At 43.1% G+C, this 18908-nt stretch carries 16 protein-coding genes; 7 read left to right on the top strand and 9 right to left on the bottom strand.

Features of this window, described 5'->3' with window-relative positions; all coding sequences use genetic code 11:
• Nucleotides 1–95: 95 nt before the first annotated feature.
• Genes yidC through rpmH form a run of 4 tightly spaced genes read right to left on the bottom strand, consistent with a single transcriptional unit; the run spans nucleotide 96 to nucleotide 2740 of the window.
• Nucleotides 96–1850, bottom strand: coding sequence for a membrane protein insertase YidC (yidC, locus tag GWK51_RS15855; protein WP_161934437.1), 1755 nt, complete (start codon nucleotides 1848–1850; stop codon nucleotides 96–98).
• A gap of 5 nt (nucleotides 1851–1855) precedes the next feature.
• The gene (gene yidD / locus GWK51_RS15850) at nucleotides 1856–2176 is read right to left on the bottom strand and encodes a membrane protein insertion efficiency factor YidD (RefSeq protein WP_161934436.1); all 321 of its coding nucleotides are present in this window, start codon (nucleotides 2174–2176) and stop codon (nucleotides 1856–1858) included.
• A 9-nt stretch (nucleotides 2177–2185) separates the two neighbouring features.
• Entirely contained in the window at nucleotides 2186–2575 is a 390-nt protein-coding gene (rnpA, locus tag GWK51_RS15845; protein WP_100242855.1) for a ribonuclease P protein component, read from the bottom strand.
• Between the two features lie 30 nt (nucleotides 2576–2605).
• Nucleotides 2606–2740 carry a 50S ribosomal protein L34 gene (gene rpmH, locus GWK51_RS15840; RefSeq protein WP_000831329.1) on the bottom strand — a complete coding sequence of 45 codons (135 nt, stop codon included), beginning with the start codon at nucleotides 2738–2740 and terminating at the stop codon, nucleotides 2606–2608.
• A 650-nt stretch (nucleotides 2741–3390) separates the two neighbouring features.
• On the opposite strand from rpmH, the gene dnaA reads away from it, so the two are divergent.
• The 5 genes from dnaA to GWK51_RS15815 all read left to right on the top strand — a co-directional run bounded on the left by dnaA (nucleotide 3391) and on the right by GWK51_RS15815 (nucleotide 10143).
• Complete coding sequence (dnaA, locus tag GWK51_RS15835; protein WP_142769874.1) at nucleotides 3391–4770, top strand: chromosomal replication initiator protein DnaA; 1380 nt, start codon at nucleotides 3391–3393, stop codon at nucleotides 4768–4770.
• Nucleotides 4771–4880: 110 nt separating this feature from the next.
• Nucleotides 4881–6029: a DNA polymerase III subunit beta gene (dnaN, locus tag GWK51_RS15830; RefSeq protein ID WP_100242857.1), complete on the top strand. Its 1149-nt coding sequence runs from the start codon at nucleotides 4881–4883 to the stop codon at nucleotides 6027–6029.
• Nucleotides 6030–6043: 14 nt separating this feature from the next.
• A complete protein-coding gene (gene recF, locus GWK51_RS15825; protein WP_161934435.1) occupies nucleotides 6044–7126 on the top strand; it encodes a DNA replication/repair protein RecF in 1083 nt (360 codons plus the stop codon).
• A gap of 43 nt (nucleotides 7127–7169) precedes the next feature.
• Nucleotides 7170–9638: a DNA topoisomerase (ATP-hydrolyzing) subunit B gene (gyrB, locus tag GWK51_RS15820; RefSeq protein WP_100242859.1), complete on the top strand. Its 2469-nt coding sequence runs from the start codon at nucleotides 7170–7172 to the stop codon at nucleotides 9636–9638.
• A 133-nt stretch (nucleotides 9639–9771) separates the two neighbouring features.
• Entirely contained in the window at nucleotides 9772–10143 is a 372-nt protein-coding gene (locus GWK51_RS15815) for a hypothetical protein (protein WP_100242860.1), read from the top strand.
• Between the two features lie 58 nt (nucleotides 10144–10201).
• Here the strand turns inward: GWK51_RS15815 and tyrS are convergent, their stop codons facing one another.
• On the bottom strand, nucleotides 10202–11434 hold the full coding sequence (gene tyrS / locus GWK51_RS15810) for a tyrosine--tRNA ligase (RefSeq protein ID WP_161934434.1): 1233 nt from the start codon (nucleotides 11432–11434) through the stop codon (nucleotides 10202–10204).
• 63 nt (nucleotides 11435–11497) lie between these two features.
• On the opposite strand from tyrS, the gene GWK51_RS15805 reads away from it, so the two are divergent.
• On the top strand, nucleotides 11498–12628 hold the full coding sequence (locus GWK51_RS15805) for an anhydro-N-acetylmuramic acid kinase (RefSeq protein WP_161934433.1): 1131 nt from the start codon (nucleotides 11498–11500) through the stop codon (nucleotides 12626–12628).
• 54 nt (nucleotides 12629–12682) lie between these two features.
• Here GWK51_RS15805 and erpA read toward each other — a convergent pair whose 3' ends face one another.
• From erpA to GWK51_RS15785, 4 genes are all read right to left on the bottom strand, one after another.
• The gene (erpA, locus tag GWK51_RS15800) at nucleotides 12683–13018 is read right to left on the bottom strand and encodes an iron-sulfur cluster insertion protein ErpA (RefSeq protein ID WP_142769879.1); all 336 of its coding nucleotides are present in this window, start codon (nucleotides 13016–13018) and stop codon (nucleotides 12683–12685) included.
• Between the two features lie 126 nt (nucleotides 13019–13144).
• A complete protein-coding gene (locus GWK51_RS15795; protein ID WP_161934450.1) occupies nucleotides 13145–14152 on the bottom strand; it encodes a putative solute-binding protein in 1008 nt (335 codons plus the stop codon).
• Nucleotides 14153–14341: 189 nt separating this feature from the next.
• Nucleotides 14342–15352, bottom strand: a complete 1011-nt coding sequence (locus GWK51_RS15790; RefSeq protein WP_161934432.1) for a putative solute-binding protein — start codon at nucleotides 15350–15352, stop codon at nucleotides 14342–14344.
• Nucleotides 15353–15571: 219 nt separating this feature from the next.
• Nucleotides 15572–16579: a putative solute-binding protein gene (locus tag GWK51_RS15785; RefSeq protein WP_161934431.1), complete on the bottom strand. Its 1008-nt coding sequence runs from the start codon at nucleotides 16577–16579 to the stop codon at nucleotides 15572–15574.
• Nucleotides 16580–16762: 183 nt separating this feature from the next.
• Here GWK51_RS15785 and abc-f point away from each other — a divergent pair, with 183 nt between their 5' ends.
• Nucleotides 16763–18694 carry a ribosomal protection-like ABC-F family protein gene (gene abc-f / locus GWK51_RS15780; RefSeq protein WP_161934430.1) on the top strand — a complete coding sequence of 644 codons (1932 nt, stop codon included), beginning with the start codon at nucleotides 16763–16765 and terminating at the stop codon, nucleotides 18692–18694.
• The last annotated feature ends 214 nt before the right edge of the window (nucleotides 18695–18908 follow it).

Raw genomic sequence — 18908 nt, 5'->3', positions numbered from 1 at the left:
CACCTGACGTTTAGTCCTAATCGAACCCAAAGAAAAATCCGCCTAAGATTACCATCTTAAGCGGATTTAATCAGCTAGTTGCTGTGAGAAGCTGCTTAAGCAGTTTCTTTCGAGCTACGTGCTTTCTCAACTGATTTATTGATAAACCATTGTTGAGTAATGGTAATACTGTTGTTCACAATCCAGTACAGTACCAAGCCTGCAGGGAAGAACAACATAAATACCGTGAACATGATCGGCATGATCTTGAACACTTTGGCCTGCATTGGATCGGCAGGTTGTGGGTTCAACATTTGCTGGATGAACATGGTTGCACCCATCAACAACGGCAGGATAAACCACGGATCCATTGCAGATAAGTCTTGAATCCAGAGGATCCAAGGTGCATGACGCAATTCTACACTTTCCATCAGCACCCAGTACAATGCCAAGAAGATTGGCATTTGTAGTAACAAAGGTAAACAGCCTGAAAGTGGATTCACTTGCTCGCGCTTGTACAATGCCATCATTTCTTGAGAGAAGCGCATACGGTCTTCACCGAATTCTTCTTTCATACGCTGCATTTCAGGTGCAATCACACGCATTTTCGCCATAGAGCGATAGCTCTTCGACGACAATGGCCACAAGATCAACTTCACCAAAATCGTCAGTAAAATGATTGACCAGCCCCAGTTTCCGACCAAGTTATGGAAGAATTGTAAGCCAAGGAACAATAATTTCGCGATTGGCCATAACCAGCCATAATCTACAGTTTGATTTAAACCGACAGCCAAGTCTTTCAATTCTGATTGAATTTTAGGACCTGAATAGAAAGTCGCATCCACTTCTGCCACTGTACCTGCTGGTACATTGATGGTTGGTGAAGTAAAACTGAGGATGTTCATGTCATCACTCGATTTACGCGACTCTAATTTAGCGCTGTATGCTTGACCATTGGCTTGAGTCAACTTCAACTCGCCTGGAATCCAAGCGCTGACGAAGTAATGCTGAACCATTGCAATCCAGCCGCCTTTCGCTTCAACACTTAACTTTTCATCGTTAAAGTTGGCAAATTTAAGCTTGTTGTAATGTTCTTCAGGTGTACCCCATGCGCCACCCAAGAAGGTACCCAGAGTGAAAATCCCTTGATCCGATTTACCTGGATCTTCCGAATTATCACGTTTCAGCTGACCAAACATCTGGCCTTGCCAGTTTTGACCACTGCGGTTGACCACTTTGTGGTTCACCACAACAGGGTATTCGCCTTGCGTGAAGGTAAAGGTTTTAATAATTTCTACGCCGTCAGCCGTCTTGAAGACCATCGGAACAGAAAGTACATGAACTGACTTGCCGTCTTTATCTTTCGCTGCTTTTGCATCAGCTAAAGTATATGCAGATTTCTCAATTTCATAGACAGGACGACCATTACGACCACTGTCAGGTCCATTCAGACCAATTAAACCAGATTGTGCAACATACGTACGTTTGGCATCGCTTTCCAGCATAACAAACGGTTCATCGCTATCTTTGTTTTTATCATGATTGAGTAATTCAACACGAACAATATCACCACCTTTAGGATTAATCCAAAGATGATAAAGGTCAGTTTGAACTGAAATAAGCTGTTGACTTGCTGCCGCAGTCGATTCTGTTGTTTGCTGCGCTGCATGATTCGCTTGTGGCACATCTGAAGCAGCCGTAGCTGTCTGTCCATTTGGCAGGTCAGCAGACACTTCATGTGAAACAACCGCAGCTTTTTGAGGCTGCTGTTGAGTTTCATTATGACCATAGTCCTTTTGCCATGCCAAAATAAGCAAATATGCGACGACAAACATGGCTCCTAGAATTGCAATCCTGGCCCATTGTTGCATATCTATTACCCCAAAAAGTTAGAGTGATTTTGATTCCATAAACATCCACGAAAGGGTACAGCAACGAGATGCGTTTGAGAATCGATTTGCTGAAATGAAATAAAACGAATTGCTTTTGCGGGAACAGGATCATAGCCCGAGCCGCCCCATGGATGACATCGACAAATACGATTTTTAGCCAACCAAACACCCCGTACAGCTCCATGCGTATGGATTGCTTCCAATGAATATTGAGAACATGTAGGTATATAACGACAGCGTGGTCCTAACAGCGGACTAATCGCGATCTGATAGAATCGAATCAACCAATGCAGCACACGTACCATTGGCCTTCTCTACTTCTGTGGGGAGGGAGCTATTTTTGAATGCTTTTTAGCAATGCGTTGCAGCTTTTGCCAAGCAAATTGTAATTGCTGATGCAATTCTGAATTGGCGACTGTTTCTATACCAACTTTAGGCATAACCACAATATCCAAGGCATCCAATTGCATTTGATGCAGGCGAAAACTTTCGCGAGCAAGTCGTTTTACTCGATTCCTTTCATGCGCACGGCGCACTTTCTTCTTAGCAACAACAATTCCCAAACGACTGTTAGGTTGTTTGGAATATGTTGCAAGAAACAAGAAGTGGGGTTGATGCACTTTAAAAAGCGCACCATCAAACACTACTTTATAATCGGCAGCACAGCGAAGACGCCGCTCTGCGCCGAAGTCATAAAGTGTCATAACACCCAAAATCGTTTAAGCGTTAACAGATTAAACAGTTAAGCTGTGACGACCTTTTGCACGACGGCGAGCTAATACTTGACGACCAGCTTTAGTAGCCATACGAGCACGGAAACCATGAACGCGCTTACGCTTTAATTCAGATGGTTGGAATGTACGTTTCATATCGAAACTCCAAAAATTGATCTTTCTATAAAGGTCCGCGATTTTAGTGTTCATTGCTTGAGCTGTCAATCAAAAACACCAATTCCGCATAAATAAACTTGTAACTACTCAATTTTTGACTTCAAGCCTTTCATTAAACGTTCAAGCCCATAAAAAAGTATTCACATCATAATAACTTGTTAAATAATGGAAAATAAGTTATAAACAATATTATGCACAAATTTATCCACATAAGTATAAACACTCTGAAGTTATAAATTTAAATTTATTCTGGTGTTTGGGTTATCCACAGCAAAGTCAAATCCTATAAATAAATTCAAATTTTAAAATTTAAATTTATTCTTATTAAGGAGCGTTTTTTCTGTGGAAAACCTATTTTTACTATATAAAAACAAGTATTAGCATTGTGGATATCTATGTTTTTAAGACTTTAAAGAATTGTGGATAACTTGATGGTTTTTTTTATCCACAGCTTGTGGGTTTTTTTATCCACATGTGGTTTTGAATTTAAATTTAGATTGTTTATTTCTTTTTTGAGCAATTTCTGCAGAATTCTTCATGACAGATGTGGATAACTTGGTTAGAATGGCGACCCGCTTTGGCGGACACTGGTGTTTTTAAATTTAAAAATGGATGAATAGGGGTTTCACATGCTTTGGACAGACTGCTTAACTCGCTTGCGACAAGAGCTCTCTGGAAATGTTTTTACAATGTGGATTCGCCCTTTAGTTGCTGAAGAGTTGGATGACACTTTGCGACTATATGCGCCTAATCCATATTGGACGCGCTATATTCAGGAACATCATTTAGAACTGATCACCATTTTGGCGGAACAATTGTCTGAAGGACGCGTTCGCCATGTCGAAATTATGGTAGATTCGCGTCCAGGCGCGATTTTATCCCCAAGTGAACAGCCCGCGACGACGACTGCGGCACTAGAAACAGCCGCGCCTGCACCCGTTGCAAAGGTGAAGAAAGAGAAAGATGAGGCGCAGTTAAAGAACAAAAAGCGCTTACTCAATCCTTTGTTTACATTTTCTTTGTTTGTTGAAGGTCGCTCTAACCAGATGGCAGCAGAGACTTGTCGTAAAGTATTGACACAATTGGGTGCTTCACAGCATAACCCATTGTTTTTATATGGTCCGACAGGTTTGGGTAAAACCCATTTGATGCAAGCCGTGGGTAATGCGTTATTACAGGCAAAACCGAATGCACGTGTGATGTACATGACGGCGGAAAGTTTTGTGCAAGATTTTGTCAGTTCCTTACAACAAGGCAAAGTTGAAGAATTTAAGAAAAATTGTCGTTCTCTAGATTTACTCTTGGTCGATGATATTCATTTGTTGGCGGGTAAAGAAGCCAGTTTGGTTGAGTTTTTCTATACCTTTAACGCCTTGCTTGATGAATCTAAACAAATTATTTTAACTTCAGATCGTTATCCAAAAGAATTGACGGAGCTGGATGCACGTTTGGTGTCCCGTTTTTCTTGGGGCTTGTCGGTTGGCGTTGAACCACCGGATATCGAAACGCGAATTGAAATTTTATTAAAGAAAGCGCAGAGCAGTGGGGTTGATTTACCTCGGAACTGTGCACTCTTTATTGCGCAGCAAGTGGTTGCCAATGTGCGTGAATTAGAAGGCGCACTGAATAAAGTGGTTGCGATTTCACGTTTCAAAGGCACTTCGATCGATCTGGATGTGGTGCGAGAGTCGCTAAAAGATGTTTTAGCCATCCGTGCACGAACCATCAGTACAGAAAATATTCAACGTGTGGTGAGTGAATATTTCCGGATTCCTCTGAAAGAGTTGATTGGTCCGAAACGTACCCGAATTTATGCACGTCCACGTCAATTGGCAATGGGCTTAGCTCGTGAGCTGACAGGGGACAGTTTCCCTGAAATTGGCATGGCATTTGGTGGTCGTGATCACAGTACCGTGATGCATGCCTGTGAAAAAGTGCAAAGCCTCAGAGAAGATGATCCGATCTTTAATGAGGATTACAAAAACTTGCAGCGCCTGTTGCAAAGTTAAACCTTATTGCTCAAATTCTATTCTTGCAATGCGGTATATTCTGCCGCATAGTACACTGCTAAAAATACATTTATTTATATTTCATCTTCAGTTTTTTCGAGGAATGCATCGTGCGTTTAAAAATCGCCAAAGAAAGTTTACTTAATGTTCTTTCACATGTGGTAGGAGCGGTGGAACGTCGCCACACCTTAAACATTTTGTCGAATGTTAAAGTACAAGTGAGTCAAAATGCTTTGGCGATTACAGGTTCGGATTTGGAAGTTGAATTGGTGGCAAGCACCAACTTGATGGAAGGTGCTTGTTTACAAGCAGGTGAGACTACAGTTCCTGCACGTAAACTCATGGATATTTGTAAGTCTTTACCAAGTGCTGCTCTCATTGATATTCAAATTACTGAAGATCAACGTTGTATTCTGAAATCGGGCAACAGTCGTTTTGTCTTGGGGACTTTACCTGCGGAAGATTATCCGCTGTTAAACACTGAAAATACGCAAGGCACGCAAGTTGCCGTGACTCAGCGTGAATTAAAGCGTTTATTTGAAAAAACTGCCTTTGCGATGGCGGTGCAAGATGTACGTTTCTATTTAACGGGTACCTTATTGGAAATTGATGAAAATCAATTGCGTGCAGTCACGACTGATGGTCACCGTTTGGCCTTATGTGAAACTTTAGCGTCTTCAAATACCCAGCAATTGATTCAAGCAATTGTGCCACGTAAAGCTGTGGGTGAATTACAGCGTTTACTGAGTATTGAAGATGAGCAATTGTCTTTATTGATTGGTCGTGAATTGTTGAATGTCACCATCAACACGCCAAGCCGTGATAAAGAGCAGGGTCCGATTACCGTTCGTTTTACCACGAAATTGATTGATGGAAAATTCCCGGATTATCGCCGTGTGATTCCACGTGGTGGCGACAAAAATGTAATGATTGCCCATGATGTGTTTAAGCAGTCTCTACAGCGCGTGTCGATTTTAAGTAATGAAAAACTTCGTGGTGTGTTCTTGAATTTTAGTACCGATACCTTGCAGTTACGTGCCAATAACCCTGAACAAGATGAAGCCATTGAAGATTTGGCGATTCAATATAACGATGCGCCGTTAGAAATGTCATTTAATGCGCAGTATTTACTGGATGTACTCAGTGTATTGGATGGTGATGATGTGTCGATGACCATGACTGAAGCCAATCAGTCGGTATTGGTACATGATCCTGCACATACCGATCAGACTTATGTCGTGATGCCGATGCGTGTCTAAGCACTAGATTTATTATGCATATTACGCGTTTAAATATCGAACGTGTTCGTAATTTAAAGACGGTTGCACTCTCTGAGTTGCAGCCGTTTAACGTCTTTTATGGTGCGAATGGTTCGGGTAAAACTTCAATTTTGGAAGCCATTCATTTGCTGGCGACAGGGCGTTCCTTTCGTACCCATATTCCTAAACACTATATTCTGTATGATGCTCAAAATGCCGTGGTTTTTGCACAATCTGCCAGTGAAAAAGTAGGGATGCAAAAGCACATAAGTGGAGAGCAGGTGATGAAGGTCAATGGTGACCACATCGCCACCCAAGGGCAACTGGCCAAACTGCTGCCCTTACAACATATTGACCCACAAAGCACCGATATTATTGATCATGGTGCAAAGCCTCGACGACAATTGTTGGACTGGCTCATGTTTCACGTGGAACCTGAGTTTTATCATGCTTGGCAGTATTATTCTCGTGCATTGAAACAACGCAATAGCTTGCTAAAATCACAACGTTCATTAAGTTTGGAGCAGTTGGAGCCGTGGAATAAAATGCTGGGTGAATATGGTGAAATTTTGCATTCCCAGCGCGTAGCGATTGTGGAGCAGTGGAATGTTTATTTTCAGCAAGATTTGCAGCAATTATTACCTAATTTAAGCATTGAACTGGAATATGTCGCGGGTTTTCATACTGAGCATGGGTTATGGAATGACCTGTGCAGTCATCATCAAAAAGACGTCGATCGACGCTATACCGAATACGGTCCACACCGTGCCGATTTACGCTTAAAAACCCCGATGGGGGAGGCGGATATTGTTTTATCGCGTGGACAAAAAAAGCTGTTGATTATGGCGCTAAAACTCTCCCAGATTGCAATGCTACATGCCTGTAATAAGGAAACTGTGGTATTATTAGATGATCTGACAGCAGAATTAGATTTAGCCGCACAACAACGTTTAATTGAGCGATTAAGCCAACTTGGTAGTCAAGTTTTTATTACCACTTTAGAGCATGAATCTGTGCAAAAACATTTACATGACTTGTCTATTTCCCACCAATTGTTCCACGTGGAAAATGGTCGAGTGGCATGTGTTGTGCAATGATTTCCCATCTTTGGATAGACCGATTTTTCACTAGGGAGTAACCATGAGTTCAGAAGACCAATCTGTCACTCAAACAGAACAAAGCAACGAAAAGGCTTATGATTCCTCCAGCATTAAAGTTTTGCGTGGTTTGGATGCCGTTCGTAAGCGCCCAGGTATGTATATTGGCGATACTGATGATGGTACAGGTTTGCATCACATGGTGTTTGAGGTGGTGGATAACGCCATTGATGAAGCTTTAGCAGGTCATTGTGATGAAATCTTGGTGACGATTCATGAAGATGAGTCGGTGAGCGTTTCGGATAACGGGCGTGGTATTCCAACCGATATTCACCCTGAAGAAGGGGTGTCTGCCGCAGAAGTAATTTTGACCATTCTGCATGCCGGCGGTAAGTTTGATGATAATAGCTATAAAGTTTCAGGTGGTTTACACGGTGTAGGTGTTTCCGTGGTAAATGCCTTGTCGAGCAAGCTCGAATTAACCATTCACCGTGCTGGACATATTCATCAACAAGAATATCGTCACGGTGATCCGCAGTATCCTTTAAAAGTGATTGGTAATACTGAAACGACAGGTACGATCGTACGTTTCTGGCCAAGTGCGGAAACCTTTAGCCAGACCATTTTTAATGTGGATATTTTGGCGCGCCGTTTACGTGAACTTTCATTCCTGAATGCAGGTGTGCGTATTGTTCTGCGTGATGAGCGGATCAACCTAGAACACGTGTATGACTACGAAGGTGGTTTGTCTGAGTTTGTAAAATATATCAATCAGGGCAAAAACCATCTGAATGAAATTTTTCACTTCACTACGCAAGCTGAAAATGGCATTGGGGTTGAAGTGGCTTTGCAGTGGAACGATTCTTATCAAGAAAACGTGCGTTGCTTTACCAACAATATTCCACAAAAAGACGGCGGAACACATTTGGCTGGTTTCCGTGCAGCATTGACCCGTGGCTTAAATAGCTATATGGAAAATGAGAGCCTGCTGAAAAAAGAGAAAGTTGCGGTTACGGGTGATGATGCTCGTGAAGGTTTAACGGCGATTATTTCTGTCAAAGTGCCAGATCCGAAGTTCTCTTCACAAACCAAAGAAAAACTGGTGTCGAGTGAAGTGAAGCCTGCGGTCGAGCAAGCCATGAACAAAGCGTTCTCGGAGTACTTGCTTGAGAATCCTGCGGCGGCAAAATCCATTGCAGGCAAGATTATTGATGCTGCACGTGCCCGTGATGCTGCGCGTAAGGCACGTGAAATGACGCGTCGTAAAAGTGCACTGGATATCGCAGGTTTGCCTGGTAAGTTAGCAGACTGTCAGGAAAAAGATCCAGCGATGTCTGAACTGTATCTGGTCGAGGGTGACTCTGCGGGTGGTTCAGCCAAGCAAGGACGTAATCGTAAAATGCAGGCAATTTTACCGTTAAAAGGTAAAATCCTGAACGTGGAACGTGCACGTTTTGACAAGATGATTTCTTCTCAGGAAGTCGGCACCCTGATCACGGCGCTTGGCTGTGGTATTGGGCGTGAAGAATATAATCCTGACAAGTTGCGTTATCACAAAATCATCATCATGACCGATGCCGACGTCGATGGTTCACATATTCGTACCTTGTTACTCACTTTCTTCTTCCGCCAAATGCCAGAATTGGTGGAGCGTGGTCATATTTATATTGCCCAGCCGCCATTGTATAAGTTGAAGAAAGGCAAGCAAGAGCAGTACATCAAAGACAATGAAGCATTGGAAACCTTCCTGATTTCGAATGCGATTGATGACTTGGCACTACACATCAGCGCTGAAGCACCTGCGATTCGCGGTGAGGCTTTAGCCAACGTGATTGCGGATTATCAGACTTCGCAGAAGAGCTTACAGCGTTTAACCCAGCGTTATCCTGCAAGTTTGTTGGATGGTTTGATTTCATTGGAAACTTACAAATTCGACCACTCGCAAGATTTGGCTTATGTGCAACACTGGGGTGAGCAATTACGTGCCGCAGTGGAAAAAGTTCAGCCGAGCTTGCGTCCTGAGTTAACACTGGAAGCCTTTGATAAAGAATTGCCAGATGGTGAAAAAGCGGTGGTGTATTTCCCACGCATTACCATTTATGTGCATAACTTGCCGCATAGTTATTTACTTGATGCGGGCTTATTGTCTTCGACTGAATATGTACGTTTACTCAAGAATTCGAAGAGCTGGTTCAGCCTGCTTGAAGAAGGTGCTTATTTGGAGAAAGGTGAGCGTAAAATTGCGGTCAGCAATTTCCATCAGGTTTGGCAGCATATTTTACAAGACTCGCGTCGCGGCATGATGATCCAGCGCTATAAAGGTTTGGGTGAGATGAATGCGGAACAGCTTTGGGAAACCACCATGGATCCTGAAAACCGCAACATGTTGCAAGTCACCATTGATGATGCGATTGAAGCTGACCGTATGTTCTCGTGTTTGATGGGGGATGATGTAGAACCACGTCGTGCCTTCATTGAAGAGAATGCCTTGAATGCAGATATTGATGCTTAAGCAGTTGTGATTTTTAAAAGCAGCCTCAGGGCTGCTTTTTTTATGGCAGGTTGTTTTGTTGGGTTTTGGTGAGAGTTATTAAACTGACTTATTGCTGTGGCATGCTGAATAAAAATAACAGCGAGGGAAGACGATGGATTTAAGTTTGGAGCAGTGCCGTGACCACTGGCTAAATGCCTTTTATACAGGGCAGGTGCAAGAGTTGATGCAATACGAGCATCCAGAGTTTAAGGTGGTGTATGAAGCGCAAGGCAAAGTAGAAAGCAATTTAAGCCGTTACGCCAGTATTCAGCATGCAGTGCAAAATGGGGTATGGAAGCCGCGTCATTTAGAGATTCAGACTGAAATGTTTGAGTTTAATCCGACTCAAACAGAATGCCGAATCCTGTTGCATTTGGCGCAGCCTGAACAGGTTATTCAGGAAACGTGGCATTTCCAATCTGATGCATGGCGAATTGTAGAGTTACGCTTTTGTAAAAAAAAACTGGTGGGCTTATTCGATTAAGTTGATTTTTAGACATAAAAAAAGCAGGTCGAGTGACCTGCTTTTCGCTTTGCGTGGATTAGTCGGTAAACGTCACTTTCGCAATGGCTTTTTTACCCGCTTGAACAATCAGGGTGATGTTTTCATTCACAGAGAAGCTGGCATCAACCACATTCCAGTCGACTTTAACGGCTCCACGTGAAACAGCATCTTTAGCCGCCGCCGCATTTTTGGTTAAACCCGCTGCACGCACAATCGAGGCAATAAATATTTCACCACCAAACTCGGCACGTGAAATGGTCACTTCAGGGGTCCCTTCTGGCAGTTCACCTTCAGTAATGATGTTGCCTGCACCTTTATGGGCATTGGCAGCCGCTTCAGCGCCGTGGAAACGTTCAACCAACTCGAGTGCAAGAATCTTCTTCACTTCTTGTGGGTTACGACCTTCTGCAATTTCTTGGAGCAGGACTTTAATTTCTTCAACCGATTTAAAGCTGAGTAGATCAAAATAACGTTCAATCAAAGCATCTGGCATAGAAAGGACTTTTTGATACATTGCCCCTGGGGTATCAAATACGCCAATGTAGTTGCCTAAAGATTTAGACATTTTGTTGACGCCATCCAAGCCTTCAAGAATTGGCACGGTAATACACACTTGCGCTTCTTGATCATAACGACCTTGCAAAGTACGCCCCATTAACAAGTTGAAGGTCTGATCCGTACCGCCCAATTCGACATCGGCATGTAAGGCAACAGAGTCATAACCTTGTACCAGTGGATACAAGAACTCGTGAATCGCAATCGGTTGTTGGTTGTTATAACGCTTGGTGAAGTCATCACGCTCTAACATACGCGCAACAGTTTGCTGTGAAGCCAACTGAATTAAATCAGCTGCAGTTTTGGTCGCAAACCATTCTGAGTTAAACACCACTTTGGTTTTGTTTGGATCAAGAATTTTAAAGACTTGCTCTTGATAGGTTTTGGCATTTTCTAAGACTTGTTCACGTGACAACGGTGGGCGAGTTGCGCTTTTACCCGTTGGATCACCGATCATCGCAGTATAGTCACCAATCAAGAAAAACACTTCATGACCGAGGTCTTGGAAGGTTTTTAATTTGTTGATCAGCACCGTATGACCCAAGTGTAAGTCAGGTGCAGTCGGGTCGAAGCCCGCTTTAATTTTTAGAGGACGATTCTCTTTGAGTTTCTTTAACAGATCCTCTTCAGAGATAATTTCATGAGTGCCTCGTTGAATGAGGGCAAGCTGTTCTTCAGCTGGCAGGAAATTTGACATCACAAAACCCAAACACATCAGTTATTCAATTTGTGCGATATACTAACACTTTTTCAGCACATTGCAGGCTTTAGAATAATCATGACAGCAATCTATATTGGGGTAATGACCGGCACCAGCATGGATGGGGTAGATATTGTGGCCGCTTCATTCGATCCATTGCAGTTGCATGCCACGCTCACCTTGGCTTTTGACCCCGATTTACGCGATGAACTGATGGCACTGACTTTGCCAGATGACAACGAAATTGATCGTATGGGCAAAGCGGATGTGGCTTTGGCGAAAATGATTGGTGAAGGCATCAATACGCTGATTGAACAGCATCAACTGGATCGTGGCCAAATTAAAGCCATTGGTTCACATGGGCAAACCATTCGCCATCGACCAGAGCATGGTTTTACCTTACAGATTGGTGATCCGAATATCATTACCGAAATCACCAAAATTCCAGTGGTGTCCGATTTTCGCCGTCGTGATATGGCAGCAGGAGGGCAGGGTGCGCCGCTGGTGCCTGCTTTTCATCAAGCCTTATTCCAACATGAAAGTATTCATCGTGTAATTCTGAATTTGGGTGGCATCGCTAATGTCAGCCTTTTACCTGCAGGTGCACCAGAGCAAGTATCGGGTTTTGATACCGGACCTGCCAATATTCTGATGGATGCATGGTGCCATCGTTATACCGGTCAACCGTATGATGAAAATGGCAATTGGGCAGGCTATGGTCAGCCGATTCGTAGTTTGTTAGAACGTTTACAAGCGCATGAGTTTTTCGCCAAAGAGCCACCGAAAAGTACTGGGCGTGAAGATTTTAATCTGGATTGGCTGGATGATCAGCTCATGGACTGGCGTAATGACGAGCTGGCTTATGATGAATTGGAAGATACGCCTGAAAATGTCCAAGCCACCTTATTAAAACTGACCACGCGTGCCATTAAAAAAGCCATTTATCGTTCCAGCATGGATACAGGTGAAGTCTACGTGTGTGGTGGTGGAGCTTATAATTCACAGTTATTAGAACAACTACGCTGGCGTTTGCGTAAGCACCAATGGACAGTCCAAAGTACCGCAGATTTGGGCCTAAGTCCGACGTGGGTGGAAGCTACGGCTTTTGCTTGGTTGGCGATGCGTTTTGTCGAATACCTGAGCGGTAATTTACCTGCGGTGACAGGCGCGGATGGCTATCGTATTTTAGGCAGTATGACTGCGGTCTAGGCCCCCATAAAAAAAACCTCCAATTCAGGAGGTTTTTTAAATTCTGTAATCGGCTTAAATCGAGAAAGATGATCCACAGCCGCAAGTTGTAGTTGCATTCGGATTTTGTACGATAAAACGTGAACCTTCTAGACCTTCCACATAATCGACTACTGAACCGACGAGATATTGATAGCTCAGTGAGTCAACCAGCATTTTTACATCGCCATTAATGAACTCGGCATCATCCTCATTCATATTGTCGGCAAAGTTAAAGCCATAAGAAAAGCCTGAACAGCCCCCACCCGTTACATAAACACGTAACATTAAATCTTGGTTGCCTTCACTATCGCGCAATTGGCGTACTTTATTTGCAGCATTGTCAGTCAACTCAAGCGCTGGAGCAGTCATGATAGATTCCTCTGTTCGGTTCTCGGGTCTTTTAAAAAATAAAAAGACCATATGTCTAGTATAGCATACTCAATATATGGTCAATATTCGAAGATTAAAAGTCAAATCAGAGTAATTTTATCAAGATTATTTGTAGTTTTCATCTTGCAGACCACATTCAAAATTTTTGGCATCTTCTTTACAGCGGAATTGCCATAGCAGTTTCATCATGCGTTTGTCGTAGACGCCTTGCTGGGTCAAATTAATCCGCGCTTCACGCATCATTTTTTGATAGCCAGGTTTGTCGGCAGCAGGAACATCCATCCAGTACTTCGTTGGAATATCGGCTTTCATCTTGCCTAAAATATCAAAGGCACGTGGTAATTGTGCTTTTACCCATTCACGGGATTGTTGACCATAGCCTTTAGGAAAGCGTTCGGGACGAATAATGATATTGCCTGTGACCTGTAAGATTGGATAGTTCACAATTGCGCCCTTGCTGCCTAAACCTTTATGCAGTTCGAGCGGCTTAAAGGCTGCCGCTGGAGCGCCAATAATATCGACCTGACCATTGTTAAACTTACTGCCGAAATTGGTAACATCTGAACTGACCGCTTGAGCACCGACTTGCTGCACCATAATTTTTTGTGCTTGGTCATAATCCAGTACCGCAATCTTTTTCCCTGCGGCCTTTGCCACAGTATTAATTTTGCGGTCATTCACCATTAAATAGGCATCACCAACAGGAATTACCCCCGCAATTTCATATTTGCCTTTTACCATATATTTACTGAAGGTGGGATTGGCTAAACCTTGCATCACTTTGACCGCCAGTTTGAGATTGGGAATTGCCCCAATCGCATCCAGCGAACCTGTAAAATCATTAAATTGACGTCCCCGCATGCCCGTAACGCTGATGCCATCACATTTGCCTGCTTTAAAATCTTCCGCAATTACGGCTTCATTTTGCGCCACTCGTAGTTCAATATCCGCGCCCCAGTTTTTGGCAGCCAATTGATAGTCTTTCATTAGGGCATATACATCGCCACTTTTCCCGACCAAGTCAAATACGCAAACCACTTGTTTGGCTTGTACAAGGCTGGTTGCAGCACAGAGTCCGAGTCCAATCAAAAGTTGCTTGGATGATGCTGTCATCATATGAATTGTCCTTATTCCATTCTTTTTATAGTGTTGTGATGAGATTCTTCATCATGTCGCGGTAAAATAATGATGTTACCTGTGCTCAAGCTTAGCCTGTTTTTCAGGATCTGCATTGGCATAGGAGACAGAAGATAAACAGAAAAAAGCCTAGAAGAATCTAGGCTTTAATGATTGATTTTAGGTTTATTCACCAGCCATTGAACATTCGAAATTGGCTTTATCGACAGAGCAACGTGCTTTCTTCAAAACACTCATCATGCTGGCATCATAAATGCCTTGTTTGGTGAGATCGATACGACCATCACGTAACATCTTTTGATATTTGGTTTTATCTTCAGCACTCAGATTCATGCGGTATTTGGCAGGAATTGCGGCTTCAAGGCGGTTAATCATGGCGAAGCTTTTTGGCAGATTTTTCACAAACCAATCACGGGATTTTTGTCCGAAGCCTGCAGGGAACTGTTCTGGGCGAATCACAAAGTCAGCGGTCACTTGCAGTACAGGGAAGTTGAACATGGCACCACTGTTACCCAAACCTTTGTAAATTTCTAAGGGTTTATAGGCATAGGCTGGTGCACCGACCATATCCACCTGACCATTATTGAATTTCGCCACGAAGTTCGAGACATCTGAAATGACGGCCTGTGCCCCGACACGTTGCACCATAATTTTCTGTGCTTGGTCATAGCCTAATACCGCGAATTTTTTGCCTGCGGCTTTTTCAATCGAGTTGATGTTTTTGTCACGAACAAAAATAAAGGCAGAACCGAGTGGTGCAATGCCTGCAACTTCATATTTTTTACCCCCCAGAGTCGTGACCATTTTGCTGGCATTACGCTGGTCTAGAGCAAAGCTAATGGCTTTTTGTGCAATGGCATTGCTGGGTACACCACCCAAGGCATCAATCGAACCTGCAAATTTATTGTATTGACGGGCACGCATGGCAGTCATAAATACGCCGTCACATTTACCAGCTTTAAAATCGTTGTCTGCAACCGCTTCATCTTGACGTGGAATCAGATTGATATCGACTCCCCAACCTTTCGCTGCTAATGCCCATTCTTGCGCCATTTGATAAGACTCACCTGATTTTCCAAGCAAATCAAACACACAGACATCTACCTGTGCGGCTTGCGTGGTCGCTGATAGACCCATCGCAGTCACTGCAGCGAAACCTAACATGACTTTTTTCATTGTGTTCATCCTTTTCAGATTGATTCTTGTTTTTAGTGTCCTTACACGCAGACAATATTAAGCAAGTTTTGTATGTATAAATAGAGTATTTACTCCATTTTTAAATAAAAAAATGACACGCTGAGTAAAATTGCTGTCAATTTGTCCAATACGAAGCCGTGTTCTCATAAAAATCAGTCAATTGAATAATGTACTTGCTACTCAAAAGTGATCCAAAAATTATTCACCACCGAGTGAGCATTCAAAATTGGTCCGTTCCACAGTACAGCGGGCTTTTTTGAGGACGGTCATCATGGTTGGGTCATAAATACCTTGCTGGGTCAGATCCATGCGTGCATCACGCAGCAGCTTTTGGTATTTTTCTTTATCTTCCTTGTCCAGCTCCATTCGGTATTTCGCGGGAATCGAGGCTTCTACCCGTTGCACCATGGCAAAACTTTTAGGCAATTGGCGAACAAACCATTGCCGCGATTGAGCAGCAAAGCCATCTGGAAATTTTTCAGGGCGTAGAATCAGATCTGCGGTGACATTCAGCACGGGAAAGTTGATCATCGCGCCGTTACTGCCCAATCCCTTATGGATTTCCAAGGGTTTAAACGCATAGGCTGGGGCAGGGACAACATCGACTTCGTTTTGATTAAACTTTTTCACGAAATTAGAAATTTCAGACATTACGGGCACAGCATTGACCCGTTTCACCATAATTTTCTGGGCTTGATCGAATTCCATCACCGCAATTTTTTTACCATTCAGCTTTTCTACACTATTCACCGCTTTATCGCGTACAAATAAATAAGCAGGACCAATCTGACCAATGCCCGCGACTTCATAGGTGTCTTTTCCTGATTTGGTAATCAAGCGTTTTTGATTTCTCTTGTCCAAGACATAAATAATGGCTTTTTGCGCAATCGCATTATTGGGTACACCGCCTAAGGCATCGATCGAACCTGCAAATTTATTATAATTGCGTGCCCGCATCGAGGTCATATAGAAGCCATCGCAGACACCTGCTTTGAAGTCTTGGTCTAATTGAGCTTCATCTTTATAGGCTGTCAGATTGATCTGGGCGCCCCAGTTTTTGCTGGCCAATGCCCATTCCTCCAGAAATTTATATGATTCTCCTGATTTGCCCAGTAAATCGAATACACAGATATTGCTCTTGGCGTGAGCGACATTAGACAAATTAAAGAGCATTGCTGTCGATAAGATCAAAAAGGCTTGCTTCACGATTCCACCTCATTCTTTTGATTTTTCAGGAACAAATTTATATAAGCATGTTTTATTTAGATAAAATAGAGTTTTTACTCTATTTCCGATCAATAACATTTAGATCGGCATTCATTTGTACTTTTTGTTTTCTGAGCGACTTCCTTTAGAATAGCGCTAACTTTTTATGTGCCAGTCTTTGTAATGATTCAGTTAGATCAACTTTCTATACGCCGTGGGGGACGAGTTTTGTTCCAAAAAGCCTCTATGCAACTGCATCCAGGCTGGAAAATTGGTCTAACAGGGGTGAATGGTGCGGGTAAATCGACCTTATTTGCTGCATTTTTAGGTGAATTGGGTGCCGATGAAGGCAGTTTGACCCGTCCAGCCGTCTGGACAGTTGCACATATGGCTCAAGAAATCAAAGCTCTAGATATGAAAGCGATTGATTTTGTTTTATCGGGCGATGAAGAATATTGGGAGATTCAGCATAAACTGGATCATCCAGAAAACTTAAGCAATGATGAACTGGCGCATTTATATGGTCGCTTTGATGAAATTCATGGCTATTCGGCTGCGGCCAAAGCATCACAACTCATGGCGGGCTTAGGTTTCTTTGAACATCAATCACAGCTCGATGTTTCAAGTTTTTCAGGCGGATGGCGTATGCGTCTGAATCTGGCACGTACCCTGATGAGCCGTTCAGATTTACTATTGCTAGATGAACCGACCAACCATTTAGACCTAGATGCGATTTTGTGGTTAGAAGACTGGTTAAAAGCCTATGAAGGCACATTGGTGTTGATTTCGCATGACCGTGATTTCTTGGATGCCATCACCGATCATATCCTGCATATCGAAAATCAAGAATTGACCTTATATACAGGAAATTACTCGACTTTTGAGCGTACCCGCAGCGAGCGTTTGGCGCAACAACAACAGGCGTACGAAAAGCAATTAGAAACTCGTGCACATTTGCAAAAATATATCGACCGCTTTAAAGCACAAGCCACCAAAGCCAAACAGGCGCAAAGTCGTATTAAACAATTAGAGCGGATGCAGGAACTTTCGGCTGCACATGTGGATACGCCGTTTACGTTTAGTTTCCGTGAACCGTCGAAAATGAGTTCACCCTTACTGGAGCTTGAAAGTGCTGATATTGGTTATGGTGACAAACTGATCGTGACCAATGTCAATCTGCAAATTACCCCGACCAGTCGAATTGGTTTATTGGGGATGAATGGTGCGGGTAAATCTACCCTGATTAAATCCTTGGTGGGTGATTTACCTTTATTGGCAGGACATCGCAAAGCCTCAGAATTACTCAATATTGGTTATTTCGCCCAGCATCAGATGGATGCGTTGGACGGGAATGCAAGTCCAATGTTGCAATTGGCACGTATTGCAGACCCGAAAATTAGTGAAGCAACATTACGTTCATTCCTTGGCAGCTTTGGCTTTAGTGGCGAGCGCATGGATACGCCAAGCGAAAGCTTCTCTGGCGGTGAGCGTGCCCGTTTAGCCTTGGCATTAATCGTTTGGCAACGCCCAAATGTCTTAATTCTAGATGAACCAACCAACCATTTGGATCTGGACATGCGCCATGCACTGACCATGGCTCTACAAGATTTCGAAGGTGCTGTGGTGTTGGTGTCACATGAACGTCAATTGATTGCCAGCGTCTGTGATGAATTGTTGTTGGTCCACCAAGGCACGTGCCGTGACTTTGATGGTGACTTAACTGCGTATGCAGAATGGTTACGCCAAGCGCGTATCGATATGATGAAGAATGGTCAGCAACCTGCTGCTCCAGTTCAATCACAGGTCGAAGCGAAACCTGCGATTTCTAAACTGGATAAAGAAGCGCAGCGCAAAGAAGCCGCACGTCAGCGTGAACAAACTCGTCCAATTCGTAAGAACATTGAGAAATGCGAATCGCAAATGGAAAAGTTACAACCACGCTTACAAGAAATTGAAACCTTGCTGGGGGACAGTACTTTGTATGACGCCGAGCGTAAGCAAGATTTATTAAAATTGATGGATGAGCAAAATCAACTTAAAACCAAGTTAGAGCAAACTGAAGAAGAGATGCTAGGTTTGATGATGGAGTTGGAAGAACTCGAAAGCTCATTTTGATTCACGAACAGCGTAACCCCCAAAGCACAACCTAGGTTGTGCTTTTTTTATTAAGAGTGGATCTAAAAAACTAAAAAAGAGATTGAGGCCCAATCTAGACAGATAAAAGAGAGAAAAATGGAAAGAAATATGAGATTTAAGTGTAAAAGCGCTTAAAAAATGAGTGAAAAACACGTTTTTTGCATAAATTCGTGGAAAAAAGCAACAGACGTGC

This window comes from Acinetobacter kanungonis (assembly GCF_009939195.1).
Lineage (GTDB): Bacteria > Pseudomonadota > Gammaproteobacteria > Pseudomonadales > Moraxellaceae > Acinetobacter > Acinetobacter kanungonis.
The sequence above is the reverse complement of the archived record's forward strand: the minus strand, read 5'-3'. Positions and strand labels throughout refer to the sequence as shown.